Source organism: Streptococcus sp. DTU_2020_1001019_1_SI_AUS_MUR_006 (assembly GCF_032340315.1).
Classification (GTDB): Bacteria; Bacillota; Bacilli; order Lactobacillales; family Streptococcaceae; genus Streptococcus.
This window is the reverse complement of the sequence record NZ_CP135436.1, coordinates 1722704-1746743: the sequence shown is the minus strand read 5'-3', so window position 1 is coordinate 1746743 and position 24040 is coordinate 1722704. Positions and strand designations below refer to the sequence as shown.

Sequence of the window (24040 nt, the reverse complement as noted above, 5' to 3'; positions counted from 1 at the left end):
ATAAAATATGGTATAATAAAGGGAAATAGAGTTTTTGAAAGTGAGAAAAAATGATTTCGAAGAGATTAGAAACGGTGGCTTCTTTTGTTCCCCAAGGATCCGTTTTGCTAGATGTAGGAAGCGACCATGCTTATTTACCGATTGAACTAGTTGAAAAAGGTCACATTGAGCGTGCCATTGCAGGAGAGGTTGTAGAAGGTCCCTACCAATCTGCAGTAAAAAATGTTGAAAGTCATGGTTTGACTGAGAAAATTCAGGTTCGCCTAGCAAATGGTTTGGCTGCTTTTGAAGAGGCTGACCAGGTCTCTGTTATCACTATTGCTGGAATGGGTGGCCGTTTGATTGCTACGATCTTAGAAGAAGGATTAGACAAACTTGCCAATGTTGATCGTTTGATTCTTCAACCAAATAACCGAGAAGATGAGTTGCGTTCTTGGTTACAAGAGCATGGTTTTCAAATCATAGCAGAAAGTATCCTAGAAGAAGCAGGGAAATTCTACGAGATCATAGTTGCAGAAGTTGGCGAAATGAATCTATCAGCAACTGATGTCCGCTTTGGCCCATTCTTGTCCAAAGAAGTCAGTCCAGTCTTCATCCAAAAATGGCAAAAAGAAGCTGCTAAGCTTGAGTTTGCCCTTAGTCAAATTCCAGAAAAAAATCAAGAAGAACGTCAGGTTCTAGCAGATAAAATTCAAGCCATTAAGGAGGTGCTCCATGAAAGCAAGTGAAGTGATTAAGCGTTATGAAGCCTATTGCCCACAAGAATTTTCTATGGAAGGTGATAGTCGTGGTCTGCAAATTGGCACCCTAGACAAGGAAATTAAAAAAGTCATGGTTGCCCTTGATATTCGTGAAGAGACAGTCGCTGAAGCTATTGACAAGGGTGTTGATCTGATTATCGTTAAGCACGCCCCTATCTTTCGTCCAATCAAGGACTTGGTAGCTAGTCGTCCTCAAAATCAGATTTACATCAATCTCATCAAGCACGATATTGCAGTCTATGTTAGCCATACTAATATCGACATTGTTGAGAATGGATTAAATGACTGGTTCTGCCAACTGTTAGATATTAAAGATACAACCTATATACAGGAAACAGGTCCTGAACGTGGGATTGGGCGTATTGGAACTATTAGACCTCAAACCTTTAAGGAATTTGCTGACCATGTTAAGGAAGTCTTTGGTCTAGATAGCCTTCGTATGGTGTATTATCAAGAGACTGATTTGCAAAAAACCATCTCAAGAGTGGCCATCTGTGGTGGCAGTGGGCAGTCATTCTATAAGGATGCTTTGGCAAAGGGGGCAGATGTCTATATCACTGGTGATATTTACTACCATACTGCCCAAGATATGTTGTCAGATGGTTTGTTAGCTCTAGATCCGGGACACTATATCGAAGTGCTTTTTGTTGAAAAAATTGCAGAACTCTTGAACGAATGGAAGGAAGAAAATGCTTGGTCTCTCGAAGTTGTCGCAAGTCAGGCTTCTACCAATCCATTCCATCATATCTAGTTAGAAGGTAAAGACAATGAAAAAAGTTGCCATTGTAGGAGCAGGAATTGTAGGGGCAACTGCCGCCTACTACCTCTCTAAAGAAGCAGATATCGAAGTAACTGTCTTTGATCATGGATACGGCCAAGCGACCAAGGCAGCTGCAGGAATCATTAGTCCTTGGTTCTCTAAACGACGCAATAAGGCCTGGTATAAGATGGCGCGCCTAGGAGCTGATTTCTATGTGGATTTATTGGCTGATTTAGAAAAATCTGGTCAAGAAGTTGACTTTTACCAACGCTCGGGAGTTTTCCTTCTAAAAAAAGATGACTCCAAGCTAGAGGAACTCTATAAACTAGCCTTGCAACGTAGAGATGAATCTCCCTTAATAGGAAAATTAGCCGTTTTAGACCAAACGTCAGCAAGTAACCTATTTCCAGGATTAGAGGGATTTGAAAGATTACTCTATGCTTCTGGTGGAGCTCGAGTAGATGGGCAACTCCTAGTGAATCGATTACTGGAAGCCAGTCAAGTGAAGGTCGTAAAGAAAGAGGTCAGTCTAAAACCCTTAGCTTCGGGTTATCAAATAGACAATCAAATGTTTGACCAAGTTATCTTGTCCACAGGAGCTTGGCTTGGACACATTTTGGAGCCTTTAGGCTATGAGGTTGATGTTCGTCCTCAAAAGGGGCAACTCCGAGATTACCAAGTGAAACAAGACATGGCAAGCTATCCTGTAGTTATGCCTGAAGGGGAGTGGGATTTGATTCCATTTCCAGGTGGGAAGTTGTCTCTAGGAGCTACTCATGAAAATGATATGGGATTTGACCTAACAGTTGATGAAAATTTGCTCCAACAAATGGCTGAGGCAGCGAGTCCATTTTATCCAGCCCTGGCTGAGGCGATTTCATCTGGAGAACGTGCGGGTATTCGAGCTTATACGAGTGATTTCTCTCCGTTCTTTGGTCAAGTACCAGCCTTGTCAGGAGTTTATACAGCAAGCGGACTAGGATCTTCTGGATTAACAACTGGTCCCATAATCGGTTATCATCTAGTCCAAATGCTTCAGGGGAGAAGTGGAGTATTAGATCCGGCAGATTATCCGACTGGAAGATATATTAAAAAGAAACAATAGTAAAATTTTTACCTAGTTTTTACGATAGTGTTAGGAAAGTAAATGACTTTCCCTATCAAAAATGGTAAAATGAAAAAAATAATCTAAGAATTGAGGAAATAAAATGCAAGAAAAAATTCTGGTAACAGGTGGAGCAGGATTTATCGGTACCCACACTGTCATTGAACTAGTCCAAGCAGGACACCAAGTTGTTGTCGTAGACAACTTGGTAAACAGTAGCCGTAAAAGTCTTGAAGTGGTAGAAAGAATCACAGGAGTTGAGATTCCTTTTTATGAAGCTGATATCCGCGATACGGATACACTTCGTGATATTTTTAAACATGAAGAACCAACAGGTGTGATTCATTTTGCTGGTTTGAAGGCTGTAGGGGAATCTACACGTATCCCACTAGCCTACTATGATAACAATATTGCTGGTACAGTTAGCCTTTTGAAAGCAATGGAAGAAAACAACTGTAAGAACATTATCTTCAGTTCTTCAGCAACAGTTTATGGAGATCCGCATACAGTTCCAATCCTCGAAGATTTCCCTCTTTCTGCTACTAACCCTTATGGTCGTACAAAGTTGATGCTTGAAGAAATCTTGACAGATATCTATAAAGCTGATTCAGAATGGAACGTTGTTTTACTTCGGTACTTCAACCCAATTGGAGCACATAAGAGCGGTGATTTGGGTGAAAATCCAAACGGTATTCCAAATAACCTTCTTCCATATGTGACACAAGTCGCAGTTGGTAAGTTGGAACAAGTTCAAGTATTTGGGGATGACTACGATACTGAAGACGGAACAGGTGTACGTGACTATATCCACGTTGTTGACCTAGCAAAAGGACATGTTGCGTCCCTTAAGAAACTTCAAAAAGGTTCAGGACTAAACATTTACAACCTTGGTACAGGAAAAGGCTACTCAGTTCTTGAAATTATTCAAAATATGGAAAAAGCAGTCGGACGTCCTATTCCATACCGTATTGTTGAACGCCGCCCAGGGGATATTGCAGCTTGCTATTCAGATCCAGCAAAAGCTAAGGAAGAGCTAGGATGGGAAGCAGAACTTGGTATTACAGAAATGTGTGAAGACGCATGGCGTTGGCAAAGCAAGCATCCAAATGGATTTGAAGACTAAGATGACGATTTCAATCATAGTCCCATGTTTAAACGAAGAGGAAGTACTTCCTCTTTTTTATCAAACTCTTGAAGCACTGATTCCAGATTTGGGAACAGAAAGCGAATACATTTTTGTAGATGATGGTTCGACTGATAAGACTTTGGACCTTTTAAAGGTTTATCGAGAGAAAAATCCTGCAGTACATTATATCTCTTTCTCGCGAAATTTTGGGAAGGAAGCGGCCATATATGCAGGTTTACAACAAGCAACAGGAGATTTGGTGGTGGTTATGGATGCAGACCTTCAGGATCCACCAAGACTCTTGCTTGAGATGAAAGAACTACTAGATCAGAATCCAGACTTGGACTGCGTTGGAACTCGCAGAATCAGTCGAGAAGGAGAACCCTTTTTACGTAGTTTCTGCGCCGATCTTTTTTATCGTTTTATGCAAAAAATTAGCCCAGTAGCTCTTCCATCGGGTGTTCGTGATTTTCGGATGATGAGAAGATCAGTTGTGGATGCAGTGTTAGAATTGACAGAATATAATCGTTTTTCCAAAGGACTCTTTGCCTGGGTTGGTTTCCATACTCACTATCTAGAATACCCTAATGTTGAAAGGCAGGCAGGTAAGACAAGTTGGAGTTTTAGACAACTCTTTTTCTACTCTATCGAAGGGATTGTGAATTTTTCAGATTTCCCTTTAATATTAGCCTTTGTTGCTGGCCTTTCGTCATGTTTTCTGGCTTTAGTGATGACATTGTTTGTAGTTGTCCGTACTCTCGTACTGGGCAATCCAACTTCTGGTTGGACCTCTCTGATGGCTGTCATTCTATTTCTTGGTGGTGTCCAATTATTGACGATTGGGATTCTCGGAAAATATATCAGTAAAATTTATATGGAAACGAAAAAAAGACCCCTCTATCTGATAAAAGAACAGAGTGAGTCATGATAAGATTTACTAAAAATAAGTCCTTCAAAAGACTATAATTTTCTGGAAAAATATGCTAAACTAGAGAAAGTGGGATTTGAACATCAAAACACCACTGATGACAAATTAATCTTTGATGAGTGCGCGAGTGGGACACTGTTTCACAGCCTCTAGCAGCTCTTCACTAGCTGGGATGTCTCTCTCTAGTAGATTCGGATCATCATAGAAACGCACAATACCATTATCATGGTAATCAAATAAATCAGAATAGGTTTGGCATAGCCCGCAGGCAATGCATCGTTCAGGTATAAGTGTGATTTTCATATTTATATTGTAATAAGAAATTAGAAAAAAAACAAGGAGTAAGGTATGGAAAAGGAACCATGGCAAGAAGATATTTACGACATCGAGGAAAGTCGTTCGGAACGAAGAAGTAGAGGAAATAAGGGAACAGGAGTGGTAGCCAACCGTATTCTAACCATTTTGGCTTGTATTTTCTTTGTTATCGTTGTCGGTATGATTGCTGTTTTAATCTACCTGTCATCTGGTGGAAGTGATCGTACAGCAGCCTTGAAAGATTTTCATGATTCTTCTGCGCCTAAGGTAGAGGAAGTTTCTTCAACGTCATCAAGTAGTTCAGTTGAAGCATCAAGTTCTGAAGCAGGATCAACTTCTTCAAGTAGTTCAGAGGAACATACAAATGCTGAGGGAACCATTACTGTCCTTGCAGGTGAAGGTGAGGCAGCTATTGCAGCTAGAGCAGGCATTTCTATTGCTCAGCTTGAAGCCTTGAACCCTGGTCATATGTCTTCAGGAACTTGGTTTGCAAATCCTGGTGATGTCCTTAAGACAAGATAGGAGTGACGATGAAAACAATTCAGATTGCTATTGATGGACCAGCATCCAGTGGTAAGAGTACAGTAGCTAAGATTATCGCTAAGGACTTTGGATATACCTACTTGGATACAGGTGCCATGTATCGTGCTGCGACTTACATCGCTTTGAACAACCAAGTAAGTCCAGAAGAGTCTTCTCGACTTCTTGAATTATTGGAACAATATCCGATTAGCTTTGGTCGTTCTGAAACAGGGGAACAGCTTGTTTTTGTTGGAGACGTTGATGTTACCAATCCAATTCGTGAAAATGAAGTAACCAATGCTGTATCTGCTTTTGCAGCCATTCCAGCTATTCGTGAAAAATTGGTAGCCCTTCAACAAGAAATTGCCCAACAAGGCGGAATCGTCATGGATGGTCGAGATATTGGTACAGTTGTATTACCTCAAGCTGAATTGAAGATTTTTCTTGTTGCTTCAGTGGATGAACGTGCGGAAAGACGTTATAAGGAAAATCTTTCAAAGGGGATCGAAACAGATTTGGAAACTTTGAAAGAAGAGATTGCTGCGCGTGATTATAAAGATAGTCATCGTGAAACTTCTCCTCTTAAGCAGGCAGATGATGCAATCTATCTGGACACGACAGGACTAAGTATTTTAGAAGTTGTCGAAAAAATTAAATCAGAAGCAGTCAAACATTTTTAATTTGAAATTTTAACCGATTGACCATGATAGTGGTGAGTCGGTTTTTTAGCAATTTGTCAAATTATTAATTTTAAGGTATAATAGTCATTGTTAACGAAAATTTGACAATCAAACAATCATGCAACTATAAGGAGATAAAATGAACAATCTACCAAATTGCCCAAAATGTAATTCAGAATACGTCTATGAAGACGGAGCATTGCTAGTCTGTCCAGAGTGTGCCTATGAATGGAATCCAGCAGAACAAACAGAAGCTGAAGATGGTGTTGTTGCTATTGATGCTAATGGAAATAAATTGGCTGATGGAGACACAGTAACCTTGATCAAAGATTTGAAAGTGAAAGGTGCGCCGAAAGATCTTAAGCAAGGAACACGTGTTAAAAATATCCGTATCGTCGAGGGTGACCACAACATCGACTGTAAGATTGATGGCTTTGGTGCTATGAAACTAAAATCAGAATTTGTTAAAAAGATTTAATCATGACTACTTGGAATAAATTTATTTTTTTCAGTCGGACTTTCTTGTTTTTCGCAGCATTTACAGGGGTTTATCTGGAAATTACCAAACGTGGTGGTTTAGGGATGTTGCTTTACTATACAGTCCTTTCCAATCTTTTGGTTGTCATCTTTACAGCTTATCTTTTGTTAAAGATGCGTAGTGGCGGTGATAGTTGGCAGAGTGCTGGGATTCTACGTCTCAAAGGTGGTGTCACTATGAGTATTATGATTACTTGTGTCATCTATCATTTCATGCTAGCTCCTTTGACGACAGATTTTTACCGTTTGGAAAATTTCCTTTGCCATTATATTGTCCCTCTCTGGTTTTTAGCAGATACAATTATTTTTGATAAGAGTCGTCAATATAAGTGGTTTGATCCTATTGTATGGACAGTTTTACCACTGCTCTATATGGGATTTGCCCTCTTAAACGGTTTTGTTCTAAAGATGGATGTCCCTAATGCTAAGGATAGTCCCTTCCCTTATTTCTTTTTGAATGCTACCAAACATGGTTGGGGCTTTGTCTTTAAATGGGCGGCAACTATCTTTGTTGCCTACATGGTTTCAGGATATCTCTTTTATCTTGTGAAAAGTATTAAAAAATCTAAGAAATAAAAGTACCCAATGTGGGTGCTTTTTTTGTGATAGAGATAATTGTACCCGGACAAATCGATTTATTTTATCTTGTTATGCAGTCTTTTATACCTTACAATAAAACTGTAGCTACCAATACAACTATTGAGGATGAAAAAAATGACTGAAAATCGTTATGAATTAAATAAGAATTTAGCACAGATGCTTAAAGGTGGTGTCATCATGGATGTCCAAAACCCTGAACAAGCAAGAATTGCTGAGGCTGCAGGTGCGGCAGCAGTTATGGCCTTGGAGCGAATCCCAGCGGATATTCGTGCAGCTGGTGGTGTCTCTCGTATGAGCGATCCAAAGATGATTAAGGAAATCCAAGAAGCAGTCAGCATTCCAGTTATGGCCAAGGTTCGAATTGGGCATTTTGTCGAAGCACAGATTTTGGAAGCCATCGAGATTGACTATATCGATGAGAGCGAAGTTCTATCTCCAGCTGACGATCGTTTCCATGTGGACAAGAAAGAATTTCAAGTTCCTTTTGTCTGTGGTGCTAAAGACTTAGGTGAAGCCTTACGTCGTATCGCTGAAGGAGCTTCTATGATTCGTACAAAAGGGGAACCTGGAACAGGAGACATCGTTCAGGCAGTTCGTCATATGCGTATGATGAATCAAGAAATCCGCCGCATTCAAAACCTCCGTGAGGACGAGTTATATGTTGCTGCAAAAGAACTCCAAGTACCTGTAGAATTAGTTCAATACGTTCACGAACATGGAAAACTACCAGTTGTTAACTTTGCGGCTGGAGGGGTTGCAACACCTGCAGATGCTGCTCTTATGATGCAGCTAGGTGCAGAAGGTGTCTTTGTTGGCTCAGGAATTTTCAAGTCAGGTGATCCTGTTAAACGTGCGGCAGCAATTGTCAAGGCTGTTACCAATTATCAGAATCCTCAAATTTTAGCTCAAATCTCTGAAGACTTGGGAGAAGCTATGGTTGGTATCAATGAGAATGAAATCCAAATTCTCATGGCGGAGCGAGGAAAATAGATGAAAATTGGAATATCGGCCTTGCAAGGTGCTTTTGTGGAACATGAAAAAGTCCTTACTGAACTAGGAGTTGAAAGTATTGAATTGCGAAATCTTGAAGACTTTCAACACCATCAGAGTGACTTGTCAGGTTTGATTTTACCTGGCGGTGAGTCGACAGCTATGGGAAAACTCCTACGTGACCAGAATATGCTACTCCCTCTAAGAGAAGCTATTCTCAATGGCTTACCAGTCTTTGGGACTTGTGCTGGTTTGATTCTGCTTGCGAGACAAATCACTTCTCAAGAGGAAAGTCATCTGGCGACTATGGATATAGTAGTTGAGCGCAATGCCTATGGGCGTCAGCTAGGAAGTTTTTATACCGAAGCAGAGTGCAAGGGTGTTGGCAAAATTCCCATGACCTTTATCCGTGGACCTATTATTAGTGAAGTTGGTAAGGGTGTTGATGTTCTTGCAGTAGTGAACAATCAAATCGTTGCTGCTCAAGAAAAGAATATGCTAGTGACCTCCTTTCATCCGGAATTGACAAATGATCTTCGCTTGCATCAATACTTTATCAATATGTGCAAATAAAAATAGGTCGGGATTTTCCCGGCCTATTTTTACATGTAATAAACAATGGCAATGTATTGGAGAGCGGATGCTGCTAGAATGAAGAGATGCCAGATCATGTGGAAGTAAGGTTTCTTCTTAGCATAAAATCCAGCACCAACTGTATAGCAAAGCCCGCCTGATACCATAAGAGTCCAAAAGATTGGATTTGTTTGACTGATGATTGCTGGTAGGATAGCCACAACTAACCAACCCATAATGAGGTAGAGCATTAGACTAAATTTTTCATTGACTTTTTTGGCAAAAATTTTATAAAGAATACCAAAAATAGTTGTTCCCCATTGGATAGCAATAATGAGATAACCAAACCAGTTATTCATCAAAGTCAAAACGACAGGAGTATAAGAGCCAGCAATCGCAACATAAATCATGGAATGGTCGATAATGCGCAAGACATACTTATGAGTGGAACCATAAGCCATAGAATGATAGATGGTTGATGAAAGGAACATGAGAAAGAGGCTAATAACGAAAATCGACACCCCAATCGATGATAAAAATCCATGAGCTTCATAACTATAAGTCGATGAGATGGGGAGCAAAATCAGCATGATAAGTGCCCCTACAGCATGGGTGACACTGTTTGCTATCTCTTCTCCAAAACTAAGGCGCTTGCTAAGTTTAAAACTAGTATTCATTTGTTTCCTCCTCTTCGGTTTCTTTATAGACAAGAGCAAGTGTCTGATGATAGAGTTTAACCGTTTGGCAACTTGCTTGGATAATAGGATTGGCTGGGTCAATGTCTTCGTTCATGTAGTACACAAAAGCGTTGTAAAGCTCTTCTGAGTTAGTCTCTGTGTGTAGGGTATTAAGGGTTTGAGCAATTTCCTGGATTGAAAAAACAGACTTGAGCGTTGTGATAGCAATTAATCGGGCGATTTGTTTGCGTTGGTATTTTTTCTTTTCAGGTTTGCTGATATAGCCGTGTTTGACATAGTTGTTCACCATTGATGCAGTTAAACCTTTCTCTTTAGCAAGAGAAATAGGGGAACAAACTTTACTTACATAAAGTAGGACCTGATCCAAATAGAGATCAATGTTTGGAATTTCGTCCCATTCTGGGTAGGAAAAAGTAGATTTCATTTCCAACTCCTGTTTATCTAGTTTTGATAACCAGATTATAAAATAATAGAAATAAAAAGTCAAGTTTTAACTGCTTGTAGAAAGCCTTAAATTATGCTATGATGAGAGAAACTAGTCAGAAAAGAGGAGATAAGATGGAAATTCGTTTAGCCTTTCCAAACGAAGTAGATGCAATTATGCAAGTGATTGAGGAAGCTAAAAAAAGCTTGGCGGAAGCTGGTAGCACCCAATGGCAAAATGGTTACCCAAATACTGATACGATTATCGAAGATATTATCTCAGGTCAGGCTTATGTAGCCCTGGAAGAAGGAGAGCTCTTAGCTTATGCAGCAGTAACCAAGAGTCCAGAAAAAGCCTATGAAGCCATTTATGATGGAAGCTGGGAAGGAAGAGAAACAGAATACTTAGTATTTCATCGTATCGCAGTTGCCAGTGATGTGCAAGGTCAAGGTGTTGCTCAGACCTTTTTGGAAGGCTTGATTGAAGGCTTTGATTACCTAGATTTTCGTTCAGATACGCACGCTAAAAACAAAGCCATGCAGCATATTTTTGAAAAACTTGGCTTTAAACAGGTCGGTAAAGTTCCAGTAGACGGGGAACGCTTGGCCTATCAAAAAATAAAATCAAATGCCTAAGAAGTATGCAAAAATGCTGTACAAGTCTCCGGTTGGGATTTTATCTCTGGTTGCAGATGACCACTATCTGTTTGGGATATGGATTGAAGAAGAGAGTGATTTTGAGAAGGGATTATCTGAAAATGATGTAACTCTTGTTGAAAGTCATCCCATTTTAAATCAAATTACTTCCTATTTAGAGACTTATTTTAAGGGGCAAGATCAAGACTTATCTAAGATGCCTTTAGCTCCTGTCGGTAGTGACTTCGAAAAAAGAGTCTGGAACTACTTGCGGGGAATTCCTTTTGGTCAGACAGTTACTTATGGACAGATAGCTAAGGATTTGCAGATAGCTTCGGCTCAGGCAATCGGAGGAGCAGTAGGACGTAATCCTTGGTCAATCCTAGTACCTTGTCACCGCGTACTAGGTGCTGGTAATCGTCTAACAGGCTATGCTTCAGGAATTGCCAAGAAGGCCTGGCTCTTAAAGCATGAAGGTGCAGCATTTCAAGAGAATAAAGAACAGAAAGAAAAGAAAATGTTAGAATTTATCGAATACCCAAAATGTACAACTTGTAAGAAAGCAAAAAAGGAGTTAGATCAACTCGGACTAGAATATAAGGATGTTCATATCGTAGAAGAGACTCCGAGTGAAAAGGTTATTTTAAACTGGCTTGAAACTTCAGGATTTGAGTTGAAGCAATTTTTCAATACCAGTGGAATTAAATACCGTGAACTGGGCTTAAAAGATAAGGTTGGGACTTTATCCAATAAAGAAGCAGCCAAACTCTTGGCCAGTGATGGTATGTTATTAAAACGTCCAATATTAGTGGAGAATGGTGTTGTTAAACAAATTGGCTATCGTAAAACCTACGACAACTTGGATTTGAAATAGTTTTTTTCTATCTCCTTGATAGGTAAAATATATAACCTTACACTTTTAAAGTATGATAAACTAGTAGGTAGACAAAGTCTCTTCTGCACGTAGCAAATATTTTAAATCTAGGCAGAAGTATGATAGAATGATTCATTATCAGGAGAGGATGTTTCTATGAATGTTACAACACTTTTAGCATCAGATTGGTACCAAAACTTGATGCAGTATATTCCAGACGGTAAACTGTTTAGTTTTCGTTCTGTCTTTGATGGGATTCCAAGAATTGTACAACAATTGCCAACAACATTGATGTTGACAGTATTTGGTGCTTTTTTTGGCATCATCTTGGCCTTGGTTTTTGCTATTGTAAAAATTAATCGCGTTAGAATTCTTTATCCATTACAAGCATTTTTTGTTAGTTTCTTAAAAGGGACACCAATCCTAGTGCAGCTGATGTTGACTTACTATGGAATTCCTCTAGCATTAAAAGCGTTGAATCAACAATGGGGAACTGCTTTTAATATCAATGCGATTCCGGCTGCAGCTTTTGCCATTGTAGCTTTTGCTTTTAACGAAGCAGCTTACGCTAGTGAAACTATCCGTGCTGCTATTCTTTCTGTCAATCCTGGAGAGATTGAAGCCGCTCGTAGTCTTGGGATGACACGTGCTCAAGTCTATCGTCGTGTGATTATTCCAAATGCAGCGGTAGTAGCGACTCCAACCTTGATTAACTCCCTAATCGGTTTGACTAAGGGTACTTCCCTAGCCTTTAGTGCTGGTGTTGTAGAAGTCTTTGCCCAAGCTCAGATTTTGGGTGGTGCAGACTACCGTTACTTCGAACGTTTCATCTCAGTTGCTCTTGTATACTGGGTGGTAAATATCGCTATTGAAAATCTTGGTCGCTTTATTGAGAGAAAAATGGCCATCGAAGCACCAGATAATGTGAAAACAGATGTGAAAGGAGAACTTCGCTAATGATTAAGATTTCAAATTTAAGTAAATCCTTTTCAGGTCAAACCGTCTTGGATCATCTGAATTTAGATATTCAAAAAGGGGAAGTAGTGGCTTTGATTGGTTCATCAGGAGCCGGTAAATCAACCTTTCTTCGTAGCCTAAATTATCTGGAAACACCTGATAGCGGAAGTATTCAGATTGATGATTTCAAAGTTGACTTTTCTCAAATTACTCAAGATGAAATCTTGACTCTTCGTCGTAAGTTGTCCATGGTATTTCAACAATTTAATTTATTTGAACGTAGAACAGCCTTAGACAATGTCAAGGAAGGCTTGGTTGTTGTCAAGAAATTATCCGATGAAGAAGCAACTAAGATTGCCAAAGAAGAGTTGGCTAAGGTTGGTCTTTCTGATCGTCAACAGCACTATCCTCGCCACTTATCAGGTGGACAAAAACAACGGGTAGCCTTGGCGCGTGCTTTGGCCATGAAGCCAGCAATCTTGCTCTTGGATGAACCTACTTCAGCCCTTGACCCAGAATTGGTTGGTGAGGTAGAACGATCTATCGCTAATGCTGCCAAATCAGGTCAAACCATGATTTTAGTCAGTCACGATATGTCCTTTGTTTCTCAGGTAGCCGATAAGGTTTTATTCTTGGATAAAGGAAAGATTATTGAGTCTGGAACACCAGATGAGATTATCAATCATCCTAAAGAAGAACGAACAAAAGAATTCTTTGCTAGTTACAAACGGACCTATATTTGATATAATAGAAGATAAGAAAGACTCAGTTAGCTAGGCTAACTGGGTTTGCTCTTTAAAATTAATAGAAATGAGAGAGAGCATGCTAGTTCAGCTATTTGCTTTGTATTTAGAGAGTTTAGTGTTGACAATTCTACTGGTCTTGATTATTTTGGGACTCTGGATTGGACTTAGAGCTCTGTCGGGGGTTGACAAAACTGCTAAAGCACGTCAAGCCCATCTCTACGATATGATTATGATTGGAGTTTTGACCATTCCAGTATTGTCATTTGCAACCATGAGCATCTTGTTGGTTCTCAAGGCTTAATAGTTGTAAAATGGGATTTAATTCGTTAGAATAAAAATAGTTACAACAAGAAAGAAGGAAAGAGAATGTACGATACGATTATTATCGGTGCAGGTCCTGCTGGGATGACTGCAGCCTTGTATGCAGCACGCAGTAATCTGAAAGTGGCTTTGATTGAAGGGGGCCTTCCAGGAGGTCAGATGAATAATACTTCTGACATTGAAAACTATCCAGGTTATGCTAATATCAGTGGTCCTGAATTAGCTGAAAAAATGTTTGAACCTCTTGAAAATCTGGGTGTTGAGCATCTCTATGGCTTCGTTGAAAATGTTGAGGATCATGGGGAATTTAAAAAAGTCGTAACAGACGACCAAGTTTATGAAACTCGCACAGTTATCGTGGCGACTGGTTCTAAACATCGTCTCTTGGGAGTTCCAGGTGAAGAAGAACTCAATAGCCGTGGTGTTTCTTACTGTGCGGTTTGTGATGGAGCCTTTTTCCGCGACCAAGATTTGTTGGTCGTAGGTGGAGGTGACTCCGCAGTTGAAGAGGCTATCTTCTTAACACGATTTGCTAAGTCTGTAACCATCATTCACCGTCGTGATGAACTTCGTGCTCAAAAAGTCTTGCAAGATAGAGCTTTTGCCAATGAAAAAATCAATTTCATTTGGGATTCTGTTGTCAAAGAAATCAAGGGTGAGAACCGTGTAGAGTCAGTTGTCATTGAAAATGTTAAAACAGGACAAGTGACAGAACAAGACTTTGGTGGTGTCTTCATCTATGTTGGATTGGACCCTGTTAGTGATTTCGTCCAAGAGTTGCAGATTCGAGACCAGGCAGGTTGGATTGTGACAGATGACCACATGAAAACAAGCGTTGCAGGGGTCTTCGCAGTTGGGGATGTTCGCCAGAAAGACCTTCGACAAGTTACAACAGCTGTTGGAGATGGTGCTATTGCAGGTCAAGAGGCCTATAAATATATTACTGAACATAGTTAAAAAGGCGGTGGGATAGAAATCGATAGACAAAGTCTCGATTTCGTAGTCCCAGCCCCTCGAGGATGATTAGGAGCTTTTTGGAGTCCAAAAGACGAACAAAAAGTTCAATCAGCTACCGCGTCAAAGTTTGATTGCTAATAAAAAGTGAGGTCGGGATCTTTTGTCCCAACCTCACTTTTTATTAGAGTCGATTTCTAAAGACTTCGTACATGAGAATGGCAGCAGCAACGCTGGCATTGAGGCTCTGTACGTGACCATTCATAGGAATGGTGATCATCTCGTCCACTTGTTTTTTGATGTTGCTAGAGATACCTTTGCCTTCATTTCCGATAATGAGAGCAATCTTTCCTTTGGTATTCCATTTATGGCAAGGAGTTCCGTTCATATCAGTACCGAATGTCCAGAAGCCTTCATCCTTGAGTTTGTCCAAGGTTTGGCTGAGATTGGTCACGCGAGCGATAGGAACGTGTTCAATCGCACCTGTTGCTGTTTTTGCTACGACAGGAGTGACGCCGACAGCTCGGTGTTTGGGAATGATGACACCTGAAACATTGGTTGCATCCGCTGTTCTCAAGATAGAACCGAGATTATGTGGGTCCGTTAAACCATCAAGGATTAGTAGTAGTGGGTTTTCTTCCTGGCGTGTCTTAGCAAGAATTTGCTCAAGTTCAGTGTAGGCAAATTCAGAAACGCGTAAGACAAAACCTTGGTGAACAGCTCCTTCAGTCATCTCAGAAAGTGATTTTTTGGAAGTCCAAGAAATGGCTACTTTCTTTTCAGTAGCTAATTCCTTAACTTTTTCCACATTCTTTCCTCGTAAATCTTCCTGAAGGTAGAGTTTGTTTCCAGTATTTGCTAAAAGAGCTTCTGTGACGGCATGAACGCCATAGACAATATCGTTTGTTTTCATATCTTCATTATAACACAAAATCCCGTCTTGCAACGGGATTTTCTTTATTCAAGAATGAGCAATCCATCTTTAACTTCAAATGGATCTTTTTCATTGATACGATCGTAGAACATAATGCCATTTAAGTGGTCAATTTCATGTTGAACAACGATTGAGTTGTAGCCTTTTAGTTTGATACGATGTTTTTCTCCATCCTTATCAAAGTAGTCTACAGTTACTCTGGCATGGCGGATAACATAACCTGGAACAGCACGGTCAACAGACAAGCAACCCTCTCCCTCACCTAAAGCAGCATCTTGGACTGAATGTGAGACGATTTTAGGATTGTACATTACAGCTTGTAAGTCATAGGCTTCCTGAGGTGTTTCGCCATCCTCAGTGATATTTGGTACCAGTACGGCGATGATGCGTTTTGAGATATCCAGCTGTGGTGCAGCAAGCCCAACACCTCCACGTAGACCTAATTTTTCAGCCATAACAGGATCTTGCGAGTGTTTTAAAAATTGCATCATTTTTTCTCCGAGAATGATATCTTGATCGCTCAAGGGGAAAGAGACCTCCTCGGCAACGGCACGAAGAGTAGGGTTCCCTTCGCGGATAATATCTTTCATATCGATTAAATGAGCAGCTTTGGTAATTCGTTCTATAGCAGACATATTCTTTCCTTTCCTTCTATTACAATTACATGATAACACAAAACAGATGAGAAAGAAAGTCACAGAAGTTGCTAAAAAATAATATAATAAAAGGAAATACCAATTTGTCTGTGGTATAATAAGGTAAGGTGACTTGCATCAAAAAGTAGGGAGAAAAAATTTGGAACAACGTAGTAGAAAAAGAAAAAAAGGTCCTGTTCTACATGCTATTAGACATTCTGTTCGATTTTTCAGGAACTATAAGCAGTGGAACAATCGCACTTTTATTGTGGTCTTGTTAGCTTCGGTAGCTGTCTCGATGATGCTTACTTTACTAGTGGAAGGAACTCGAGGAATTTCTTTAAGCAGTAGTGATCCAAGTGCTGTGCAGAAAAAGTTAAATTCTCAGGAAAAGAATGCAGATACGGAGCAAGAAACAAGTGCGCGTATTATGGCAAATGGGGATTTGCTCTATCATATTCCGATTTATAGAACCGCTCTAAAAGAAGATGGGACTTATGATTTCCATGAAAATTTTGACTATGTAAAACCATGGCTCAAGCAAGCAGACTTAGTCATCGGTGATTTTGAAGGAACTGTAAATAAAGACCATTATCTCGCAGGTTACCCCTTGTTTAATGCACCTGGTGAAGTCATGGATGCTATAAAGGATGCTGGTTATCAGGTCTTAGACTTGGCTCACAATCATATCTTGGATTCTCAGATTGAGGGAGTTTTTTCAACTGCAGATGCTATCGAAAAAGCTGGAATGACACCAATTGGTGTTTATACCCATGAACCACGAGAGAAAGCACCGATAGTTATCAAGGAAGTCAATGGAATTAAAGTTGCCCTTTTAGCCTATTCTTATGGATTTAACGGCATTGAAGAATACATTTCTAAAGAAGACTATGATAATCATCTTTCTGACCTAAATGAGGACAAGATGAAGGCTGAAATTGAACGAGCAGAGAAGGAAGCGGATATTACAATTATCATGCCTCAGATGGGAATTGAGTACCAATTGGAACCAACTGAAGAGCAAAAGCAACTCTATCACAAGATGATTGATTGGGGAGCTGATATTATCTTTGGTGGCCATCCTCACGTAGTTGAGCCTGCTGAAACGGTTGAGAAAGATGGGGACAAGAAACTCATTATCTATTCTATGGGGAATTTTATCTCAAATCAGCGAATTGAGACTATGCAAGATGAGGAAAATGCAAAATGGACAGAACGTGGTGTTCTCATGGACGTGACCATTAAGAAAAAAGCAGGTAAGACTATAATTGAGACAGCTAAAGCACATCCCAGCTGGGTTAATAGGACACCAAAAGGAACTTATTCTCCTGAAGGCTATCCGCTCTATTTGTACCAGACCTACATTTTAGAAGATTTTATAGAGGGCGGTAAATATCGTAGTCAGTTAGATGAAGATACCAAGGAACGGATTGATACAGCCTATAAAGAAATGAACGAGCATGTAGGTTTGAAGTGGTAGTGACATTAAAAGAGGAGCAAGATGGATATTAAGATAATAGCGACGGATATGGACGGTACTTTGTTGGATCCTCAAGGACAACTGGACCTACCTCGACTAGAGAAAATTTTAGATCAGCTAGATCAACGTGGCGTTCGTTTTGTCATTGCAACGGGAAATGAAGTTCATCGAATGCGACAATTACTGGGACATCTAGCAGAAAGAGTAGTTCTTGTGGTTGCTAATGGTGCTCGTATATTAGAAAATGATCAATTGATTCAAGCTCAGACTTGGAACGATGCTATGGTTGATAGGGCTTTGGGCCATTTTAAAGGCAGAGAGTGTCAGGATCAGTTTGTCGTAACTGCTATGAATGGCGGTTTTGTGAAAGAAGGCACCGTTTTTACTCAACTTGAAAATTTTATGACTCCGGAGATGATAGAGAAATTCTATCAACGGATGCACTTTGTTGATGAATTTGATTCCAGTCTCTTTGGAGGTGTCCTCAAGATGAGTATGGTTGTTGGAGAAGAACGATTAAATTCTGTTTTACAAGAAATCAATGACTTGTTTGACGGTCATGTGCGAGCTGTTTCTAGTGGGTATGGCTGTATTGATATCTTACAAGATGGGATTCATAAGGCTTGGGGCTTAAAAGAATTACTCAAACGTTGGAACTTAGAAACTGAACAGATCATGGCTTTTGGAGACAGTGAAAATGACATTGAAATGTTGGAACTAGCAGGAATTTCTTACGCCATGGAAAATGCTGAGGAGTCTGTTAAGGAAGTTGCGACAAAAGTGGCGCCAGCCAACAGTCAGGCAGGTGTTTACCAAGTTTTAGAAAATTGGCTAGAAAGAGGAGAATAACTTGGCAGTACAGCTTTTAGAAAACTGGCTCTTAAAAGAGCAAGAGAAAATTCAAACCAAGTATCGTGAACTTAATCAAATCTCGGTAATTGAACCAGATATCATTTTTATCGGGGATTCTATTATTGAGTATTATCCCTTGCAAGAATTATTGGGAACGTCAAAAACCATTGTGAACCGAGGGGTTCGAGGCTATCAGACGGGACTTTTACGAGAAAATCTTGATGCCCACCTCTATGGCGATGCAGTGGACCAAATTGTACTATTGATTGGGACAAATGACATTGGAAAAGATGTTCCAATGAATGAAGCGCTAAACAATCTTGAGAGCGTGATTCAAACCATTTCTCGCGACTATCCACTGTCACAGATAAAGCTAGTTTCCATTTTGCCGGTCAATGAGAGTACGGACTTCAAGCAGACAGTTTATATTCGTACCAATGAGAAAATCAAGGCCTGGAATCAAGCTTATCAAGACTTAGCTTCCAGCTACATGCAGGTAGAATACGTTTCTGTTTTCGAGAACCTACTCGATCAGGAAGGACAACTCAAGGAAGACTACACAACGGATGGGCTTCACCTCAGCGTTTCTGGTTATCAAGCTTTATCAAATACTTTAAAGAAATATATTTTCTAGGTTCATTATAGATGAACAAGATTTTTTATGATTAATATTTTTTGTAAAATAAATATGTTGCTAATATTATTAAAAAAATTCTTTCAATGCTAGCAATCTCATGTTAGTTGATGATACTATTCACTTGTCGGAGGATATACTAAATAATAGACCTTGAAAGTATAGTGAAGTGAAATAAAATCTGGATAAATTGATTAAGGAAGTCAAATCAATTTCTCGCAATGTTTTAGAAGTCACAGTGCACTATTCTGTATGCAATCTACTATCTGCTCTTCATTTGACAATTCGATACAATAAAAAGCTCCATAATATCTATAGGAATTTGCCTATTACAAATATTATCGAGCTTTTTTTGGCTCTTTCCTACTATTTGTCAAGTCTATCAAGGTTTTAAGAATCAAATGAGACAAGACAGTAGCTATTTTGAGGCTACTGTCATATTTTCAACAAAAATAAATCGTTTTCACTTGACAAAAATTGGTCTATACCATATAATAAAATAAAGAATATGGAGGACAAAATTATGAAAGTTATTCAAGTGGAAAATCCAATTGAAGGTGGAAAAGTTGCTTTTGATATCTTAAAAGAAAAATTGGAAAACGGTGCACAAACATTGGGACTTGCAACAGGAAGTAGCCCTCTGGAGTTTTACCAACAAATCGTTGAGAGCGATCTTGATTTTTCAAATCTTACAAGTGTGAACTTGGATGAGTACGTAGGTCTTGATGGGGACAATCCTCAATCATATCGTTACTTCATGCAAGAAAATCTTTTCAATAAGAAACCATTTAAAGAAAGCTTCTTGCCACGTGGTGTCAAGGATAATGCAGAAGCAGAAGTAGAACGCTACAACCAAATTCTTGCTGACCATCCAGTTGACCTACAAATCTTAGGAATTGGTCGCAATGGTCATATAGGCTTTAATGAACCAGGCACACCATTTGATAGTCAAACTCACCTTGTAGAGCTTGACCAGTCTACTATCGAAGCTAACGCGCGCTTCTTTGAGAAGATTGAAGATGTTCCAACCCAAGCTATTTCAATGGGGATTAAGAACATTTTGGATGCTAAGTCTATCCTTCTATTTGCTTATGGTGAATCAAAAGCAGAAGCTATCGCTGGAACTGTTGAAGGCCCTGTGACAGAAAGTCTACCTGCAAGTAGCCTGCAAAACCATCCAGATGTGACCATTATCGCAGATGCAGCAGCACTCAGCTTGTTAAAAAAATAAGATTTTAATCATTAAAGACCATTCGATCCTATGGATTGGGTGGTTTTTTGGTTTGGGTATATTTCAAATATGATAAGGGTTGAAAATCAAAATTTTTATATTTTTTACATGAAGAAGACAAATTTGACTGTTCTTCACTTTCTGCTTTATGTCAGTATTTAGCAAAGTTAGAAACTATTAGTTTAGGTCAAGTAAAGGATTTATATTTTATTCGAGAGCAAATACTGAAACATCTTGTTGATCACGTTGGCAGCAAGGACTTATATACCATTTTTGATCTACCGTCAGATTATTGGGAGTACCTAGACCACATGGGGTTAGAAATTAAAAAATTAAGTGTTCGTTTAGAACAAACTTTAGAAGTGGAGAACTAGGCTAGACATAATGGTAAAATCTTGTAAATTTTAAATGGAATGATTTGGGAGAATTTCATTTTTTTCTTGACAATTTTCTTTATTCCGTGTAAAATAGAATAGATCTTGAACTTGAAGGGAGTGAAAAAAATGTCTAAAACAGTAGTACGTAAGAATGAATCTCTTGACGATGCTCTTCGTCGTTTCAAACGTGCAGTTACTAAAGCTGGTACTCTTCAAGAAACACGCAAACGTGAATTCTATGAAAAACCTTCTGTAAAACGTAAACGTAAGTCAGAAGCAGCTCGTAAACGTAAAAAATTCTAATTAATAAGAAAGGCTAGAGTGATCTAGTCTTTTTTGCTTTAAATAAATCCTATAAATCCTGCAAAATTCTGAAACTTCCTCCTACAATTTGATATAATAGAGGGAAGAACTTGATTGAAGGAGAAAATTATGTCGGTTTTAGTCAAAGAAGTGATTGATAAGCTCAGACTAGACATTGTCTATGGTGAGACTGAATTACTTGAAAAGAAAATCAATACTGCGGATATTACGCGACCAGGGCTTGAAATGACGGGGTATTTTGACTACTATACTCCAGAGCGGATTCAACTTTTGGGAATGAAAGAGTGGTCTTATCTGATTAGTATGTCTTCTCATAATCGCTACCAGGTTTTGAAAAAGATGTTTCAACCAGAAACACCTGCAGTTATTGTTGCGCGTGGTTTAGTAGTTCCAGAGGAAATGCTAAAGGCTGCTAGAGAATGTAAAATCGCTATTTTAACGAGTCGTACAGCAACAAGTCGTCTGTCTGGGGAATTGTCAAGTTACCTAGATTCTCGTTTGGCTGAGCGTGAAAGTGTACATGGTGTCTTGATGGATATCTATGGTATGGGTGTGCTCATTCAGGGTGACAGTGGTATTGGTAAGAGTGAGACAGGTTTAGAACTCGTGAAACGAGGACACCGTTTGGTAGCGGATGACCGTGTAGATATCTTTGCTAAGGATGAAATGACTCTCTGGGGTGAACCAGCTGAAATCTTGAAGCATTTACTTGAGATTCGTGGTGTTGGTATTATAGATGTGATGAGTCTTTATGGTGCCAGTGCAGTTAAGGATTCTTCACAAGTTCAGTTAGCTGTCTATCTAGAAAATTATGACACACAAAAGACTTTTGATCGCCTAGGCAATAATGCTGAAGAATTGGAGATTTCTGGAGTAGCCATTCCGCGTATCCGCATTCCTGTAAAAACAGGACGTAATATTTCTGTCGTTATCGAAGCAGCAGCGATGAATTATCGTGCTAAGGAAATGGGCTTTGATGCTACTCGATTGTTTGAAGAAAGATTGACAAATCTGATTGCAAAGAACGAGGTGAAAGATGATTGATCCAATTGCTTTTCAAATTGGCCCTTTAGCTGTTAGATGGTATGCACTCTGCATTGTTTCAGGTCTTGTTTTAGCGGTATACCTTGCCAGTAAAGAAGCGCCTAAAAAGAAGATTTTATCTGATGATATTTTGGACTTTATCTTAATTGCCTTTCCTTTATCCATCATTGGTGCTAGACTCTACTATGTTATTTTTAGATTTGATTACTATAGCCAACATCTGGGAGAGATTTTTGCTATTTGGAATGGTGGTCTTGCGATTTATGGCGGTTTAATTACTGGAGCGATTGTTCTCTATATCTTTGCTGATCGCAAATTAATCAATACTTGGGATTTCTTAGATATTGCAGCTCCGAGCGTCATGATTGCTCAGAGTCTAGGGCGTTGGGGAAACTTTTTTAACCAAGAAGCTTATGGAGCAGTCGTTGACAATCTAGACTATTTACCTGGTTTTATTAAGAATCAGATGTATATTGATGGCTCATACCGCCAACCAACCTTCTTATACGAATCTATCTGGAATCTGATCGGTTTTGCCTTGATTGTCATTTTTAGACGCCGATTAAAGAGTATCCGTCGTGGTCATATCACTGCCTTTTATCTAATTTGGTACGGATTTGGACGTATGATTATCGAGGGTATGCGTACGGATAGTCTCATGTTCTTTGGGCTCCGAGTATCCCAGTGGTTGTCCGCGCTATTGATTGGCCTTGGTATTTATATCATCTTTTATCAAAATCGGAAAAAAGCACCATTTTATAATGTAAAAAAGGAGAATTAAAATGTTAGAAGTGGCTTATATTTTTGTGGCAATTGCCTTGGTTGTATTTTTAGTTTATCTGATTATTACCCTTCAAAAAGTTGGTCGTGTAATCGATGAAACTGAAAAGACTGTTAAAACTTTAACATCAGATGTAGATGTAACTCTTCATCAAACAAATGAATTGCTTACAAAAGTCAACGTTCTTGTTGATGATATCAATGTCAAAGTTGCTACAATTGATCCCCTCTTTACAGCAGTTGCAGACCTTTCTGTTTCTGTTTCTGACCTAAATGAGCAAGCACGTGTTTTGAGTAAAAAAGCATCATCTGCTGGATCAAAAACTATAAAAACTGGTGCAAGTTTATCTGCCATTCGTGTTGCAAGTAAATTTTTTAAAAAATAAAAAAGGAGTTGACTAATGGGAAAACTATCATCTATCCTTTTAGGAACTGTTTCAGGTGTTGCAGCTGCCTTGTTTCTAACTAGTGACAAAGGTAAACAAGTTAGAAGCCAAGCACAAGAATTTTTAGAAGATCTAAAAGAAGATCCTGAGTATGCTAAAGAGCAGGTTTGTGAAAAATTAACGGATGTCAAAGAACAAACCAAAGAATTCGTTCTTAAAACAAAAGAGCAGATTGAATCTGGGGAAATTACTCTTGACACTGTCTTAGATAAAGCAAAATACCATGCTCAACAAGCGACTGAAGCTTCAAAAGAAACCTTGAATCATTTCAAATCACAACTAGAAGAAAAAGTAGTTGTGGAAGAAAATGGAAATGGTCAAGAAATTGTCATTGAGCTTCAAGAAAATTAACATAGAGTCACCATTCTTTGTTTTCTAGAAAATCAAGAATGGTGATTTTTTTCTTTTAAGGAATTCTTTGTGATATAATGGCAGTATAGAAAGTTCAGTATTTAGATTTCTTTCTTAATTTAGTGAAATTTTAACAGCAGGTTATTGATCTTTATACGGATGGGAAAATGGAACTAGATGATAAAATAGAAAAAGATAACCTTGTACTTTTTTACAGAGTTGTTTGGAAGTCTAAAATTAGCGGTTCTGTCCGTAACCTAAATAACATGCCTGATGAACTGGGTGACTGGGTTTAGCTATTATAACAAATAGTTGTTTAAAAATTGAAAGGATTTAAAATGTGATGTATTAAAGTAGAGTAAACTTCCTAAATTTTAGGAAAAGAAAAAATTGTGATTTTGTTAACAGAAAATGTTAATGTTTTCTAAGTTTTATATGAAAAATTG

General features: G+C 39.0%; 31 protein-coding genes and 1 pseudogene. 27 read left to right on the top strand and 5 right to left on the bottom strand.

Features of this window, described 5'->3' with window-relative positions:
• Window positions 1–50: 50 nt before the first annotated feature.
• From RRU92_RS08400 to RRU92_RS08380, 5 genes are all read left to right on the top strand, one after another.
• Window positions 51–728 carry a tRNA (adenine(22)-N(1))-methyltransferase TrmK gene (locus RRU92_RS08400; RefSeq protein ID WP_315639352.1) on the top strand — a complete coding sequence of 226 codons (678 nt, stop codon included), beginning with the start codon at window positions 51–53 and terminating at the stop codon, window positions 726–728.
• On the top strand, window positions 715–1512 hold the full coding sequence (locus RRU92_RS08395) for a Nif3-like dinuclear metal center hexameric protein (RefSeq protein WP_315639350.1): 798 nt from the start codon (window positions 715–717) through the stop codon (window positions 1510–1512). Before RRU92_RS08400 ends, RRU92_RS08395 begins: the two co-directional genes overlap by 14 nt.
• Before the next feature lie 16 nt (window positions 1513–1528).
• The gene (locus RRU92_RS08390) at window positions 1529–2626 is read left to right on the top strand and encodes an FAD-dependent oxidoreductase (RefSeq protein WP_315639349.1); all 1098 of its coding nucleotides are present in this window, start codon (window positions 1529–1531) and stop codon (window positions 2624–2626) included.
• A gap of 103 nt (window positions 2627–2729) precedes the next feature.
• Complete coding sequence (gene galE, locus RRU92_RS08385) at window positions 2730–3749, top strand: UDP-glucose 4-epimerase GalE (protein ID WP_315639348.1); 1020 nt, start codon at window positions 2730–2732, stop codon at window positions 3747–3749.
• Window positions 3733–4680 (top strand): glycosyltransferase family 2 protein, encoded by a 948-nt coding sequence (locus RRU92_RS08380; RefSeq protein ID WP_315639347.1) that lies wholly within the window; start codon window positions 3733–3735, stop codon window positions 4678–4680. The genes galE and RRU92_RS08380 overlap by 17 nt, the downstream gene beginning before the upstream one ends.
• Before the next feature lie 105 nt (window positions 4681–4785).
• On the opposite strand, the gene RRU92_RS08375 is transcribed toward RRU92_RS08380, so the two are convergent.
• Window positions 4786–4983: a ferredoxin gene (locus RRU92_RS08375; RefSeq protein WP_075230460.1), complete on the bottom strand. Its 198-nt coding sequence runs from the start codon at window positions 4981–4983 to the stop codon at window positions 4786–4788.
• Window positions 4984–5028: 45 nt separating this feature from the next.
• On the opposite strand from RRU92_RS08375, the gene RRU92_RS08370 reads away from it, so the two are divergent.
• The 6 genes from RRU92_RS08370 to pdxT all read left to right on the top strand — a co-directional run bounded on the left by RRU92_RS08370 (window position 5029) and on the right by pdxT (window position 8897).
• Complete coding sequence (locus tag RRU92_RS08370) at window positions 5029–5517, top strand: SAG1386/EF1546 family surface-associated protein (RefSeq protein WP_075231789.1); 489 nt, start codon at window positions 5029–5031, stop codon at window positions 5515–5517.
• Window positions 5518–5525: 8 nt separating this feature from the next.
• Window positions 5526–6197, top strand: a complete 672-nt coding sequence (cmk, locus tag RRU92_RS08365) for a (d)CMP kinase (RefSeq protein WP_315639345.1) — start codon at window positions 5526–5528, stop codon at window positions 6195–6197.
• 139 nt (window positions 6198–6336) lie between these two features.
• Window positions 6337–6675, top strand: coding sequence for a zinc ribbon domain-containing protein YjdM (locus RRU92_RS08360; RefSeq protein WP_075230400.1), 339 nt, complete (start codon window positions 6337–6339; stop codon window positions 6673–6675).
• Between the two features lie 2 nt (window positions 6676–6677).
• Complete coding sequence (locus RRU92_RS08355) at window positions 6678–7310, top strand: Pr6Pr family membrane protein (RefSeq protein ID WP_315639342.1); 633 nt, start codon at window positions 6678–6680, stop codon at window positions 7308–7310.
• A gap of 138 nt (window positions 7311–7448) precedes the next feature.
• Window positions 7449–8324 (top strand): pyridoxal 5'-phosphate synthase lyase subunit PdxS, encoded by an 876-nt coding sequence (pdxS, locus tag RRU92_RS08350; protein WP_006153788.1) that lies wholly within the window; start codon window positions 7449–7451, stop codon window positions 8322–8324.
• Window positions 8325–8897 carry a pyridoxal 5'-phosphate synthase glutaminase subunit PdxT gene (pdxT, locus tag RRU92_RS08345; protein WP_315639338.1) on the top strand — a complete coding sequence of 191 codons (573 nt, stop codon included), beginning with the start codon at window positions 8325–8327 and terminating at the stop codon, window positions 8895–8897.
• 29 nt (window positions 8898–8926) lie between these two features.
• On the opposite strand, the gene trhA is transcribed toward pdxT, so the two are convergent.
• Both trhA and RRU92_RS08335 read right to left on the bottom strand, forming a co-directional pair.
• Entirely contained in the window at window positions 8927–9574 is a 648-nt protein-coding gene (trhA, locus tag RRU92_RS08340; protein ID WP_315639336.1) for a PAQR family membrane homeostasis protein TrhA, read from the bottom strand.
• Window positions 9564–10019 (bottom strand): DUF1836 domain-containing protein, encoded by a 456-nt coding sequence (locus RRU92_RS08335; RefSeq protein WP_315639335.1) that lies wholly within the window; start codon window positions 10017–10019, stop codon window positions 9564–9566. The genes trhA and RRU92_RS08335 overlap by 11 nt, the downstream gene beginning before the upstream one ends.
• Window positions 10020–10153: 134 nt before the next feature.
• Between RRU92_RS08335 and RRU92_RS08330 the strand changes: the two genes are divergently transcribed.
• From RRU92_RS08330 to trxB, 7 genes and pseudogenes are all read left to right on the top strand, one after another.
• Window positions 10154–10654 (top strand): GNAT family N-acetyltransferase, encoded by a 501-nt coding sequence (locus tag RRU92_RS08330; RefSeq protein ID WP_315639334.1) that lies wholly within the window; start codon window positions 10154–10156, stop codon window positions 10652–10654.
• 13 nt (window positions 10655–10667) lie between these two features.
• Window positions 10668–11156: pseudogene (locus RRU92_RS08325) on the top strand (methylated-DNA--[protein]-cysteine S-methyltransferase); the annotation flags it as partial.
• 15 nt (window positions 11157–11171) lie between these two features.
• Window positions 11172–11528, top strand: a complete 357-nt coding sequence (locus tag RRU92_RS08320) for a Spx/MgsR family RNA polymerase-binding regulatory protein (RefSeq protein ID WP_083303335.1) — start codon at window positions 11172–11174, stop codon at window positions 11526–11528.
• Between the two features lie 156 nt (window positions 11529–11684).
• Window positions 11685–12485, top strand: a complete 801-nt coding sequence (locus RRU92_RS08315) for an amino acid ABC transporter permease (protein ID WP_315639333.1) — start codon at window positions 11685–11687, stop codon at window positions 12483–12485.
• Window positions 12485–13228: an amino acid ABC transporter ATP-binding protein gene (locus RRU92_RS08310; protein WP_045762917.1), complete on the top strand. Its 744-nt coding sequence runs from the start codon at window positions 12485–12487 to the stop codon at window positions 13226–13228. The genes RRU92_RS08315 and RRU92_RS08310 overlap by 1 nt, the downstream gene beginning before the upstream one ends.
• 79 nt (window positions 13229–13307) lie before the next feature.
• The gene (locus RRU92_RS08305; protein WP_000960970.1) at window positions 13308–13532 is read left to right on the top strand and encodes a DUF4059 family protein; all 225 of its coding nucleotides are present in this window, start codon (window positions 13308–13310) and stop codon (window positions 13530–13532) included.
• Between the two features lie 65 nt (window positions 13533–13597).
• Entirely contained in the window at window positions 13598–14509 is a 912-nt protein-coding gene (gene trxB, locus RRU92_RS08300) for a thioredoxin-disulfide reductase (protein ID WP_311522752.1), read from the top strand.
• Between the two features lie 181 nt (window positions 14510–14690).
• Here the strand turns inward: trxB and rlmB are convergent, their stop codons facing one another.
• The gene (gene rlmB, locus RRU92_RS08295) at window positions 14691–15419 is read right to left on the bottom strand and encodes a 23S rRNA (guanosine(2251)-2'-O)-methyltransferase RlmB (protein ID WP_315639331.1); all 729 of its coding nucleotides are present in this window, start codon (window positions 15417–15419) and stop codon (window positions 14691–14693) included.
• A 44-nt stretch (window positions 15420–15463) separates the two neighbouring features.
• Window positions 15464–16075 carry a peptide deformylase gene (gene def / locus RRU92_RS08290; RefSeq protein ID WP_075228015.1) on the bottom strand — a complete coding sequence of 204 codons (612 nt, stop codon included), beginning with the start codon at window positions 16073–16075 and terminating at the stop codon, window positions 15464–15466.
• A 160-nt stretch (window positions 16076–16235) separates the two neighbouring features.
• On the opposite strand from def, the gene RRU92_RS08285 reads away from it, so the two are divergent.
• The 9 genes from RRU92_RS08285 to RRU92_RS08245 all read left to right on the top strand — a co-directional run bounded on the left by RRU92_RS08285 (window position 16236) and on the right by RRU92_RS08245 (window position 23594).
• Window positions 16236–17555, top strand: a complete 1320-nt coding sequence (locus RRU92_RS08285) for a CapA family protein (RefSeq protein ID WP_315639329.1) — start codon at window positions 16236–16238, stop codon at window positions 17553–17555.
• A 21-nt stretch (window positions 17556–17576) separates the two neighbouring features.
• On the top strand, window positions 17577–18404 hold the full coding sequence (locus RRU92_RS08280; protein WP_315639328.1) for an HAD family hydrolase: 828 nt from the start codon (window positions 17577–17579) through the stop codon (window positions 18402–18404).
• Window position 18405: 1 nt separating this feature from the next.
• Entirely contained in the window at window positions 18406–19041 is a 636-nt protein-coding gene (locus RRU92_RS08275; protein WP_315639327.1) for an SGNH/GDSL hydrolase family protein, read from the top strand.
• A gap of 523 nt (window positions 19042–19564) precedes the next feature.
• Window positions 19565–20272: a glucosamine-6-phosphate deaminase gene (locus tag RRU92_RS08270; protein WP_049526994.1), complete on the top strand. Its 708-nt coding sequence runs from the start codon at window positions 19565–19567 to the stop codon at window positions 20270–20272.
• A gap of 503 nt (window positions 20273–20775) precedes the next feature.
• The gene (gene rpsU / locus RRU92_RS08265; RefSeq protein WP_000048054.1) at window positions 20776–20952 is read left to right on the top strand and encodes a 30S ribosomal protein S21; all 177 of its coding nucleotides are present in this window, start codon (window positions 20776–20778) and stop codon (window positions 20950–20952) included.
• Window positions 20953–21081: 129 nt separating this feature from the next.
• Window positions 21082–22017: an HPr(Ser) kinase/phosphatase gene (gene hprK, locus RRU92_RS08260; protein WP_194251822.1), complete on the top strand. Its 936-nt coding sequence runs from the start codon at window positions 21082–21084 to the stop codon at window positions 22015–22017.
• Entirely contained in the window at window positions 22010–22798 is a 789-nt protein-coding gene (gene lgt / locus RRU92_RS08255; protein ID WP_075231806.1) for a prolipoprotein diacylglyceryl transferase, read from the top strand. The genes hprK and lgt overlap by 8 nt, the downstream gene beginning before the upstream one ends.
• 1 nt (window position 22799) lies before the next feature.
• Entirely contained in the window at window positions 22800–23183 is a 384-nt protein-coding gene (locus tag RRU92_RS08250) for a DUF948 domain-containing protein (RefSeq protein ID WP_410530676.1), read from the top strand.
• Window positions 23184–23198: 15 nt separating this feature from the next.
• Window positions 23199–23594 carry a YtxH domain-containing protein gene (locus tag RRU92_RS08245; protein ID WP_301560024.1) on the top strand — a complete coding sequence of 132 codons (396 nt, stop codon included), beginning with the start codon at window positions 23199–23201 and terminating at the stop codon, window positions 23592–23594.
• Window positions 23595–24040: the final 446 nt, after the last annotated feature.